The organism is Sporomusa malonica, assembly GCF_900176355.1.
Classification (GTDB): Bacteria; Bacillota; Negativicutes; order Sporomusales; family Sporomusaceae; genus Sporomusa; species Sporomusa malonica.
In genome coordinates, this window is the sequence record NZ_FWXI01000016.1 from 73,056 (window position 1) to 85,208 (window position 12,153).

Consider the following 12,153-nt stretch of genomic DNA (forward strand, 5'->3'; position numbering starts at 1 on the left):
AGAATGGCTGATATAGCTGGCCAAGCAAATGATGGAATGGACGAAGATACCCAAAAAGGTAAATTTCTTACGTTCTCTTTAGGTAATGAATATTACGGACTAGAAATTTCGTATGTCACAGAAATTATTGGAATTCAACCGATTACTGAGATTCCGGAACTTCCCGACTATGTCAAAGGGATTGTGAATCTACGCGGCAAAATTGTGCCGGTAATGGATGTCCGGCTGCGTTTCAAAAAGCCGTTCCGGGAATACAATGACCGGACCTGCATAATTGTGATCGATATTAAAGATATTTCAATTGGACTTATTGTGGATAGTGTATCTGAAGTATTAACTATTCCTGACAATAATATCGTTCCGCCACCTGATATGAAAGCTGCTCAAAATAAATATATTAAGGGAATTGGTAAGGTGGAGAGCGAGATTAAATTGCTGCTTGACTGTGAAAAACTGTTAACTGACGATGAAGCGACTAATTTCAGTAATCTATAAAAAGAGGGGAATGACAGCATGAATTGGTTTAATAATCTAAAGATCGGCAAAAAACTCATCATCTCATTTATTGCAGTTGCTTTTCTGGCTGGGGTCGTAGGTATTGTGGGGATTGTTAATATTAAGAAGGTTGATGATAACTTTGCGGATTTATTTATTAATTATGGCGTTGCCTCTGGTGATATTGGAGAGCTGGGTATCGCTTACCATGATAATCGTAGCGCAATACGGGATATCCTCATCGAAAAAGGAAAAGATCGAAGCAAATATATAAACAAAATTAAAGAGAATGATCGGACCATTGCCAAATCAATGCAGCAGGTTGAAAAGACCCTCCAAACAGAAGAAGGCCGGAGAATTTTTGCCGTAATGCAAGAAAATCTCAATAAGTACAATGCTGCTAGAGAGCGAGTCATTGCCATGGCTTTGGCCAATCAAGAAGATCAGGCGTATATATTATTTTGGGCAGAAGCAGGCGCTCCGGCGGGCGAAGTTTCTAAGGCAATTGATCAACTATTTCAATTAAAAGAAAGCGGTGGCGAAAAACTCTCAGCCGAATATTCGGCAACGACGCATACAACGGTTATCGTTATGATACTCGTAATTCTAGTTGCCGTGATTGCCGCAGTCGGGTTGGGAATATTTATCGCTCGCAGCATTAGTCGGCCAATCGGACAATTGGTTGAAGGGGCTAATCATATTGCAAACGGTGATTTAAACATTACTGTCGAGGCAACGACAAAAGATGAAATCGGTACTTTAGCCTCAACGTTCCGCACTATGGTCGATCAAATAAATGAGGTTATGCTTAACATTTCATCCGCAGCTGACCAAGTGGCTGCCGGGTCAAAACAGGTTTCAGACTCGAGCATGAGCTTATCGCAGGGAGCAACCGAGCAAGCGAGTTCGATCGAACAACTGACAGCATCGATTGAGGAAATTTCTGTTCAGACCAAGCAGAATGCTCAAAGTGCCAACCAAGCTAATGAACTTGCGGAGAATGCAAAAACAAATGCGGCCCAGGGTAATTCGCAAATGCAAGAGATGCAAAAGGCCATGATAGAGATTAATGAATCATCCAGTAATATTTCTAAAATAATCAAGGTGATTGATGAGATTGCCTTTCAAACAAATATTCTTGCGCTGAACGCGGCCGTTGAGGCGGCACGCGCTGGCCAGCATGGTAAGGGCTTTGCCGTAGTTGCGGAAGAAGTACGTAACCTCGCAGCTCGATCAGCAAATGCTGCCAAAGAAACGACGGCAATGATTGAAAGCTCTATTAAAAAAGTGGAGGACGGCACTAAGATTGCGAATGAAACGGCTCAGGCGTTAAATAAAATTGTCGGTGGGGTTACGGAGGTTGCCGCTTTGGTCAATAACATTGCTGTAGCGTCCAACGAGCAAGCAGCCGGTATTGCTCAAATTAACCAGGGGATTTCCCAGGTTTCACAAGTGGTGCAAAGTAATTCGGCAACCTCTGAAGAAAGTGCGGCAGCCAGTGAAGAACTCTCTAGTCAAGCCGAAATGCTCAAGGGAAATGTGAGTCGATTTAAACTCAAAAGAGAAAAGTATTCTCAAAAAGGGTATAGTGAACTTAATCCGGAAGTGCTAAAGGTACTTGAAGCCATGGCTGAAAAGAAACGTCGGCAAAAGCCTTTTGAGGATACTGATTCTGAGGCTGGTTCAAAGAAAATCAAAATTGCATTAAGTGACCAGGAGTTTGGAAAGTATTAAACCAAATTGAGGAGAGCTTTCGCTCTCCTCAATTTTAAAAGTTGGGTGATAGAATGCTGGCGATAACTGATAAAGAGTTCACGCAGTTGGCAAGTTATATTAAGCTAAATTACGGGATTCACCTGCCTGAGCACAAAAAAACGTTAGTAGTGGGGCGTTTGCAGAACTTACTCCTGAGAGACAAACTGAGCTCTTTTAGTGAGTATTATGACCAGGTAATTAATGATAAAACAGGTAAGTCTGCTAACTTGTTAGTCAATCTAATTACCACAAATCATACTTTTTTTATGCGCGAGTCTGACCATTTTGTCTACTTTAAGGAGAAAGTGTTGCCCTATCTGTCACGTGTTGTTCAAGATAGGGATTTACGGATATGGAGTGCAGGCTGCTCATCAGGAGAAGAGCCATATACGGTAGCCATGTTTCTTGATGAGTATTTCGGCGCTAATAAGAAATTATGGGATACAAAGATTTTAGCCACAGATATATCCTCAAAAGTCCTGGAAACTGCGCAAAAAGGCATATATAGTAATGAAGCTTTACTATTGCTCCCTAAGCATTGGCAAGCTAATTACTTTGAAAAGATAGATGACGAAAGCAGCAGGGTAGTTGCCAGCATCAGACAGGAAATTATCTTTCGTAAGTTTAATCTCATTAATCCGGTGTTCCCCTTTAAGAAGAAGTTTCACGTAATTTTTTGTCGGAATGTGATGATCTATTTTGATGCACAAACCAAAAATGCACTTATCAATGCCTTCTATGCTTCATTGGTAAACGGTGGTTACCTCTTTATTGGACATTCGGAGTCTGTTAATCGCGAGATGTCAAAATTCCAATACGTAATGCCTGCTGTGTATCGAAAGGAACTATAAGATGGGTAAAATTAAAGTGATCGTTGTTGATGACTCTATGTTATATCGCGAAGTATTAGCAAAAGGACTATCGGCAGATATGGATATTGAGGTTGTTGCTAAGGCAGTCGATCCTTTTGACGCTCGTGATAAAATTATCCAATTTCGACCAGATGTTATGACACTTGATGTGCAAATGCCCAAAATGAATGGTATTGAGTTTCTACGCCGGTTAATGCCCCAATATCCCTTGCCTGTAATTGTAATTAGTTCTATTAGCGAGGCTGTTTTTGACGCCGTTACTGTTGGGGCGGTTGATTTCGTGGCCAAACCTGATATTCAGTCCCCCAAAGGGGTCGAGAATTTCATTAATGAATTGATTATCAAAGTCAAAATGGCGGTGTACGCAAAACCAGCGCAGCTTAAATCAACAGGGGGTTCTACGCCTAGACTGAATAATCATGGACTGCCTGACAGCAGTAAAATTATTGCAATTGGTGCTTCTACCGGCGGAACCGAGGCCATTTATAATATATTGAAACAATTGCCGCCCAACATGCCAGGTATTGTGATTGTCCAGCATATCCCTCCCGTGTTCTCGCGGATGTATGCTGAGCGTTTGAATGGTTCAACCGCATTTCAAGTAAAGGAAGCTCGGACAGGGGATACTATTTCTCCAGGAGAGGTATTGATCGCCCCAGGAAATGAACATATGAAGATCAAAAGATATAGTGACGGATTTAGGGTTAAATGCTATGAGGGTGAAAAGGTAAGCGGACACTGCCCTTCGATTGATGAACTCTTTTCCTCTGTTGCCCAGGAAGCTGGCGCTAACAGTGTCGGAGTTATCCTTACAGGGATGGGGTTTGATGGGGCAAAGGGGCTTTTAGCCATGCGTAAGCAGGGAGCAAGAACAATTGGACAGGATGCGGAAACTTCCGTAGTCTATGGCATGCCCAAAGTCGCCTATAATATCGGCGCAGTAGAAAAACAGGTTGCGCTACAGAATGTACCGCAAGTCATCTGCTCAATGCTGGGATATGGTAAATGACTCGTAATCCAAAGCCAATTTTATTGTGAAAGTGCGGGTGACACGCAAGATGGTTCGCAATTTCTTAAATAATAATCAGCTTATTTTAGCTTTATCAAGTATTGGTGATGGCGTTATCGTGTCTGATTTATTGGCAAATGTCGTATATATTAATCAACACGCTGAAACGATAATTGGGCAAAAATCAGATGAGGTCATTGGTAGAGACTTTGACGAGGTTTGTAGTATTATACACTGTGAAACCAGGCTGCCGATGCGCAGCCGGATTTTAGAGGTAATTCGGACTAATACTGCGTTGGGTTTTGAAAAACATGCGTCTATCTTGCGTAACGGAGAACTGGTATATGTTTCATCAACCTGCTCCCCTTTTGTCGATACAACGGGAAAAACAATTGGTACGATTACTATCTTGCGTGATATTACAAGATTTAAAAAGTGGGAACTGCATTGTGTTAATGAAGAGAAGAACCTGCGCAATATTTTTAATTCCACACCAGTGGGGATGGTTCTTTTAGATAGCTCTTTCAAAATTACAGATATAAACAAGACCGCTCTGAATGTCAGCAATAAGTCCAAGAGTGAAGCATTAGGCGAGTGCTTTGGTAATGCACTGCGGTGTGCGAATAGTACAAACCAATGTGGGGGTAGTCCTGATTGTCAAAGTTGTGAGATCAATTTTGCCATTCGGCGATCTTATCAATTCAACGTTCCAGTAGATAATATCGAGTGTCAAAAAACGCTAAAACGCGGCGATGAAAAAAAGCTAATTTGGCTGAAAATCGGTGCTACACCGGTGATTATTAATGGTGAGCGGAATGTTGTTGTCACAATTGTAAATATAACGGATGAAAAGGAACGCGAATTGACTGTTGCGGAGGCACGGGATTTTTATTTTTCCATGTTTGAGGGAATACCGGCCATTGTTTGGCGTACAGGAATGCAACAGGAGTACCTATATTTGAATGACTACTGGACAGATTTCACTGGACGCAAACTAGAAGAGGGGGCTCTTTTTCGCTGGCTTGAATTTGTCCATCCAGATGACCGAAAAGCATATTTTGATGCATCTTTGCAAGCGCTGCTGAAATCGGAAACCTATCAATCAGAGATTCGCATGTTACATAAAAGCGGAGAATACCGATGGCTATATTGCATAAACCGCCCCTTTTACGATTTAGCGGGCAATACAACTGGCTTTATTGGCATGGGTTTAGACATAAATGATAGAAAGACAGCAGAAAAATCTTTAACCCGATATAAAACGCTTTTAGAAAAAGCACGTGATATCATTCTTTTTGTCGGAATGGATGGACATATTATTGACGCCAATGATGCAGCAGTGCAGGCTTACGGGTATTCGCGAGAAGAGTTACTATCCTGTACCGTTTGGGATATACGGCAGTTGAAGGATTCGATTACAAAACAAATGCTGGCTGCTTATCGAGAAGGTGCATTCTTCGAGACAATGCACAGAAGAAAAGATGGAACTATTTTCCCGGTCGAAGTAAGCTCAAAAGGAACTATGATTGGAGATCAGGAAGTTCTGCTAAGTATCATACGAGATATTACTGAACGAAAAATTGCGGAACAAGAGCTAAAGGCAGCAAAGGAAGCCGCTGAGGCGGGGAGTAGGGCTAAAGGTGAGTTTCTCGCCAACATGAGTCATGAAATTCGTACCCCAATCAATGGTATTGTAGGAATGATTGATTTAACGCTTATGACAGGCTTAGATAACGAGCAGCAAGAGAATTTAATTACGGCTAAGTCTTGTGCAAATTCGTTAGTGGGCATTATCAACGATATTTTAGACTTTTCAAAGATAGAGGCTGGAAAACTCCATATCGACAGCATTAATTTTTGTCCTAAAGATATTGTTGAAGAAACGATTAGGGCCCATGCGATAAAAGCAGCAGAAAAAAACATTGATTTAAACTATATGTTTGCATCAACAATTCCACCAGTGTTAATAGGAGACCCTAACCGGTTGCGGCAAGTGCTTAACAATTTGATTAGCAATGCCATAAAGTTTACCAGAACCGGCGAAATCACTGTATCAACTAAACGATCACTTGTTGACAACGGCGAGGTCGAGTTGCTTTTTTCTGTCACAGATACGGGGATTGGTATTTCACCGGAGGATATTTCTAAGCTATTTGAGCCGTTTAGCCAGGTTGATGGGTCGATTACCCGTAAGTTTGGGGGAACTGGTCTTGGACTTGCTATTTCTAAGCAGTTGGTAGAAATGATGCATGGTTCTATTGGGGTAAAAAGTCAAGTCGGCGAGGGAACTAGCTTTTTCTTTACCATCCAGTGTGGAATCGGTGATAAAATTCAGGAAAGACAAAAACCGGTTACAGCATCTTATAAAACGTTATTTCCGAAAAGGATCCTCTTAGCTGAGGATAATATTGTCAATCAAGATGTGATTATGCGATTATTAAAACAAATCGGGCATTATGTTGAAGTAGCTAATCATGGCCTAGAGGTATTGGACTTATTAGAGCGTAATCAAAATCAGTTTGATTTGATTTTAATGGATATTCAAATGCCTCATATGGATGGCTTAGAGGTAACAACGCTTATTCGAGCCCGTGAAACAGTTATGGGGGGACATATGCCAATAATCGCTCTGACTGCGCATGCTTTGTATGGTGATAAGGAGCGGTTTATCGATTTGGGTATGGACGGCTATTTAGCAAAACCTACTTCGATTTTGGCCTTGGCCCAAGAGATCGATGGTATTTGGCGGAAAGATGGGCAACTAGAGGAACTTAATGATTTGAAGGTTAACGAACAGGGAGAGTTTTACTCTGTTAAAACAACAAAGCAAACTTCTAGAATAGACAAGCTCTCTCTAGCAGAGCTATCCTACCGAGTAGAACAATTCCGGCTGTCCTTAGAGCGTGTTGATATTCCAGCAATTGAGGAATATGCGCACAGACTAAAAGACGAGTTTAACAAAATGGGGATTGATGAACTGAAAAATTTAGCCTTCAAGGTAGAACTTGCGGCTAGGCGTGAGAATTTACAACAGATTACTGAAGTTGGAACACAGTTGCTGGACAACTTTTCGACATTAGTGCGAACCTATCATTATGCTAAGGAGGAGTGAAAATGAGGATACTAATTGCCGAGGACGATTTAACAAGTAGAAAATTTTTAGCAAAGTTTTTGTCTCAATATGGTGAATGTGATGTAACGGTTGACGGATTGGAGGCACTTGACGCTTACTTGCTGGCGTTAAAGGAAAACCAACCCTATGACCTCATCTGCTTGGACATTATGATGCCCAAAGTAGATGGCGTAAAAGCACTAAAGGCCATTCGGGATCTTGAAAAGCAAAAGGGAGTCAAACCTGAAAATCGTGCAAAGGTTATCATGGTCACTGCGCTTGCCGAAACCCAGTATGTACAACATTCCTTTGACATAGGCTGTGAGGCTTATGCTGCAAAACCAGTTGATACTGACAAGCTTGTGGAAGTTTTGAAAAAATTAGAGTTGATTCAGTGAAACAATGCGCCTTAGTAAGCCGTAATGTGCTACTTGGGCGCATTTTCTAATCTTCTAATCTTTTATTAGAGTTTCTATAAATCAATTGTGTATCTGATTGAATTGGAACTGGTTCCGCTGGCCTGGGAGGCTGACGGAACCTTTTGCTGTTATGGGACGGTGGTGGAGATCCACGGCATGAGATGAATTTTATTAAGAGTTAAGGCACTATTTGTCATATGGAGGATAGTGCTTTTTTATTTCAACTAAAATTTTTGGTTATCGCTCTATTATTATTATCAAATTATTTTTTAGCTCAAGTCATGCTGATAATTGTAATTTGTTTGCCGAGCCCTGAAAAAAAACTGACAATTTATTTTTAGTTTTAACAAGAGATGATTTTAGTTTTATAGGATATAAGTCCTAGCCAGTGTAAGTTGTTAATAACTTTGAGAGGTTAGTTAAAAGAGTGTCGAAAGCGGTATTAATAAAATTATTGCAAATAATCGCAGTAGTTAGTAATATTTACATCACCGGATAAATTTACAATTATTACCAAATAAAAAGCCGTTAATATTTTATACCGAAGCAGGCAACATCTGAACATAGGTGTTTAGTCCTAGTAGTAGCGTGACAAATGGCTTTCTGTTTACCAGCGTTTAAGGGCGAGGCCTTTACAGATGCAAAGGTAAGGTATTACAGGGTTTGAATCATGAAAGAATATCCGCTGATTTAGGGGGATGGAAAAATGGTCAACATCATATTAGTTGATGATCCACGTTGTTCGTTGGAAGAACTGGCATGCGAGCTAGGTTCCCGAGTAGAAATTGCCGGTAGCTTTATCAATTTGTTTGAAGCTGTGGAAAAGATAAAAGAAATGAAAGTAACTGGTAAGCCTTTTAGTGGCGAAACCCCTGAGACCGATAGGCTAAAAGCAGCCTGCATGAGATTAAAATGCGCTTCGGATACCGGAACTGTCCTTATATTGGCGCATGCCCAATCTGCTTTAGAATCGTCTAAAAATACTGACGTAAAGGAAGAGCGACTAAATAAACAAATCGCTCGAAAAAATCCTGACCGGATAACCTTGTGGGAGGGAGAACGGATTGTAGTGGTAAGCATTGAAAAAATTTCCTGCTGTTTCTTGCAAAAGGGGAACCGCAAAGTCACTGTTGTGGCTGAAAACAAAATCTATCAAAGCAATTATACGTTAAATGCCTTTTTAGATAAGGTTGGCAGTGAAAGATTAGTGCGCTGCCACCGAAGTTTTGCTATTAATCCTGACTATTTAGCAGAGATGATTCCAGGAGAAAACAATACCATGATTGCTAGGGTCGCTGGCTACAATAGAGAGATTCCGGTCAGCAGGCAGTTCAGCCCTACGCTTAGGACTATTGTCGGACTACGTACTAGGACTGACTGTAAGAAATATAGTACACTTAATAATCTTTAAATTGTTTATGCTGATATAAGTGCATCTTGTAAATCAACTCATGACTGTATAAGCGCAACTCATACCAAATTGCTTGCGGCATAAATTTTGTATATCTATAATAAAATTATAAATATACAAAATTTACCAAAGGGGAGATGTAGTTTATAGGATTTGCGGGTCTGGGACGAAAAAAGTTTGTGGAGGTTCATCAATGAGGAAAACAGTGAGTATTGCCTTAGCTCTTCTCATGATGCTGAGTGTAGTCAATATTGCCTGGGCAGAGGATTATCGCCTAGGACCGGGAGACGTACTGTCCATTAACGTGCTGGGGTTCGATGAACTGCAGGTCGAAGATCTGGTTGTCAGGGCAGATGGCAAGATCGCATATCCATTGATCGGTGAAGTACAAGTCAGTGGACATTCGACTAGTGAGTTAACTGAAACTATCACGGCGGGTATTAGCCACTATACAAATGATCCAAAGGTTACAGTAAACGTAACCAAATTTCGCACGACCCGTGTTTATGTTTTAGGCGAGGTAGCTAGGCCTGGGATGTATGAGCTTGAAAAGCAACACTTGCTACTTGATGCGATCGGAGCTGCTGGTGGCTATACCAAGGACGCTTTGAAAAAGAAAGTCTATATCCTGCATAAAGATTGTAATAATCAACCGCTGGAGATTAACCTGATTAAACTTCTAAGACAGGGAGATATGACTCAGAACTGTGTGTTAAATGATGGGGATGTGGTGTATTTTGCTCACAGCGGGCGGATCGACTTTAGTAGAGATATACTGCCATTTTTCAGCGTTGCCTATCAAATTAAGAAATTTAATGATGATTAGCTTGCGTACGCGCGATTGCTTAAAATCACACGGAGGAATGTGACATGACTCAGATAATCAGCGATTTGCGAAAGTGCAGATGGCTTATCAAAGAAAGATATGGCCTAATATTAACTACCTGTTTGCTGGGAGTGGTTCTCGCTTTGAGTGTCAACCTTACCACTCCGCCCACATACGAAGCTGTAACCAGTCTGCGGGTTAATCAGTCCCAAGGTGTGCCCTTACTTGCAGATATGGCAGGAGGATCACATCTCAATATCAAACAAGCCATGGCTAATTATGCAGCCCTGCTCAAGAGCCGTACGGTTGTACAAGCAGCCATCGACCAGATCTACCAAGATAAAGGTATTTCTCCCCAATATGAACAGCTGATCCCCAATATCACAATTAAGCCCGCCAAGGAAGCGGATATCTTATACATCACGGTACAGTCTAGCTCACCGAAGGAAGCGCAATTGCTTGCTAACACACTCGGTGAAACTCTCGTTTCTTTGTTGGCAAACGAACAAGGCGTAGTCAGGGAATTCATCGGTCAGCGACTGAAGGATTCTAAGCAGGAACTGGAGCAAGCGGAAGGATTACTGGAAAAATATAAACGAGACCAAAAGATGCTTGGTTCTGATATTCAGTCTAGGGCTATGGCAGAAAAGCTTTCCGCGCTCGATAAAATGGTAGCAGAAAACACTGTGAATCTAGTAACTGCTCAGGCGAAACTTGGCAATGCTGAGCGGCAATTAGCTGGACAAAAACCTGGCCTTGTGGCCGATAACTCACTAATTCAACAACATAAGTCCAAATTGGCAGATTTAGAAGTAGAATTAGCAAGTATATCTCCTAAATATGCAGATAATCATCCGAAAGTAGTGTCGCTCAGGGCGGCTATAACAGAAACCAGATCCAAACTGAATGCGGAAGTGGCGCGAGTTCTTAACTCAGAAGCTGCTTCTGGAAATCCAATCAACCAAGCACTGCTGCAGGAAAAAATAATGGCGGAAGCTGATATAGCTGCTGCCTCGGCGCAAAAAAGGGTCATCGGAAACATCTTGGCCAATAGTGAAAAGGATATGGCGTCTCTTCCAGCTAAGGAGCAGGGGATAACACGGTTGATGCGAGATGCGCAAGTGGCTCAGGAAATATATATTATGCTAGACAAACGCTATGAAGAGGCGCGAATTAATGAGGTAATGCAGCCTAGAGACGTCAAGGTGCTGGATGCAGCTATTGCTCCTGAATTACCGATTAAATCTCGAAAGATGCTAATTTTGTTAATTGGGGCGGTGCTTGGACTACTTGTAGGAGCAGCAATAGCATTTTTAGTTGAATACGCCAAACGGCCAATTCTTAATGATCAGGAGGCTAAGGGGCTTCTGGGATTGCCAGTTCTAGGAATTATACCGGATTTTGGAGCAGATATTAATTTTCCAAGAGAGTCGTTTGGGAATAAAGTCCGTAGATTCTTCTTCTTAGATAGGCTTAAATTAAAAAGATAATCTCCTGAAAAGTGTATAAATGCTTTACGAGTAAGGAGTAAAACTGTGGATGCGAGGTTAGATGTTAAATGATGGATGTCAGAACGTTGGTTGTAAATCATAGTCCTAAATCTATTTGGGCTGAGGCGTTTCGCGCGTTTAGAACAAAGATATTACACTCCAAAAAAGACAGTATTGTAAAGAGTATATTATTTACGAGTGCCAGTGCGGGAGAGGGGAAATCTGTGACGGTTGCTAACACAGCCGTTGTGTTAGCGCAGACAGGCAAGAAAGTAATTATACTGGATTGCGATTTACGCAAACCTGTTCAACATGAAATTTTTAAGAAAAGAAAAACAAATCGTGGTTTGACAAACTTTTTGAATGGGGAATGTTCAATATCAGATATAGTACAAGATACCGGTATCCCGAATCTTCGGTTGATTACTAGTGGTCCAATACTGTTCAACCCATCTGAGCTTCTGGACTCTGATAAAGTTGAGGAAGCAATATTCTCACTCAAGAGCCAAGCTGACTATATAATTGTCGATAGTCCCCCGGTTTTGCCGGTTACTGATGCTTGTATTCTGGGATCGAAGGTGGACGGAATTATATTAGTGGTAGGAGTGGGAAAGGTTCAGCCTGAGATGGCTCTAAGGGCTAAGGAGCACCTGGAAACAGTGAATGGCAATATATTAGGCGTAATAATTAACCGTTCCGACACATTTGTAGAGCAAAGTGCTTATTATCATTATTGTGAGAACGTAGAGAAAGCTGCAAATTGA

Annotated in this window: 10 protein-coding genes; all 10 read left to right on the forward strand. The window is 41.4% G+C overall.

The genetic code is table 11. The features are described 5' to 3' along the window. Nucleotides 1–3: 3 nt before the first annotated feature. The 10 genes from B9A22_RS16925 to B9A22_RS16970 all read left to right on the forward strand — a co-directional run bounded on the left by B9A22_RS16925 (nucleotide 4) and on the right by B9A22_RS16970 (nucleotide 12,153). Nucleotides 4–495, forward strand: coding sequence for a chemotaxis protein CheW (locus tag B9A22_RS16925; protein WP_084577129.1), 492 nt, complete (start codon nucleotides 4–6; stop codon nucleotides 493–495). A gap of 18 nt (nucleotides 496–513) precedes the next feature. Then, complete coding sequence (locus B9A22_RS16930) at nucleotides 514–2,229, forward strand: methyl-accepting chemotaxis protein (protein ID WP_084577130.1); 1,716 nt, start codon at nucleotides 514–516, stop codon at nucleotides 2,227–2,229. 41 nt (nucleotides 2,230–2,270) lie between these two features. Next, a complete protein-coding gene (locus tag B9A22_RS16935) occupies nucleotides 2,271–3,101 on the forward strand; it encodes a CheR family methyltransferase (protein ID WP_245824032.1) in 831 nt (276 codons plus the stop codon). 1 nt (nucleotide 3,102) lies between these two features. Next, the gene (locus tag B9A22_RS16940; protein WP_084577131.1) at nucleotides 3,103–4,131 is read left to right on the forward strand and encodes a protein-glutamate methylesterase/protein-glutamine glutaminase; all 1,029 of its coding nucleotides are present in this window, start codon (nucleotides 3,103–3,105) and stop codon (nucleotides 4,129–4,131) included. Nucleotides 4,132–4,180: 49 nt separating this feature from the next. After that, nucleotides 4,181–7,243, forward strand: a complete 3,063-nt coding sequence (locus tag B9A22_RS16945) for a PAS domain-containing hybrid sensor histidine kinase/response regulator (protein WP_084577132.1) — start codon at nucleotides 4,181–4,183, stop codon at nucleotides 7,241–7,243. A 2-nt stretch (nucleotides 7,244–7,245) separates the two neighbouring features. Then, entirely contained in the window at nucleotides 7,246–7,641 is a 396-nt protein-coding gene (locus B9A22_RS16950) for a response regulator (protein WP_084577133.1), read from the forward strand. Nucleotides 7,642–8,368: 727 nt separating this feature from the next. Further along, complete coding sequence (locus tag B9A22_RS16955; RefSeq protein ID WP_084577134.1) at nucleotides 8,369–9,073, forward strand: LytR/AlgR family response regulator transcription factor; 705 nt, start codon at nucleotides 8,369–8,371, stop codon at nucleotides 9,071–9,073. A 193-nt stretch (nucleotides 9,074–9,266) separates the two neighbouring features. Beyond that, nucleotides 9,267–9,899 (forward strand): polysaccharide biosynthesis/export family protein, encoded by a 633-nt coding sequence (locus B9A22_RS16960; protein WP_084577135.1) that lies wholly within the window; start codon nucleotides 9,267–9,269, stop codon nucleotides 9,897–9,899. Nucleotides 9,900–9,943: 44 nt separating this feature from the next. Then, entirely contained in the window at nucleotides 9,944–11,389 is a 1,446-nt protein-coding gene (locus B9A22_RS16965) for a GumC family protein (protein WP_084577136.1), read from the forward strand. A 68-nt stretch (nucleotides 11,390–11,457) separates the two neighbouring features. After that, entirely contained in the window at nucleotides 11,458–12,153 is a 696-nt protein-coding gene (locus tag B9A22_RS16970) for a CpsD/CapB family tyrosine-protein kinase (protein ID WP_084577137.1), read from the forward strand.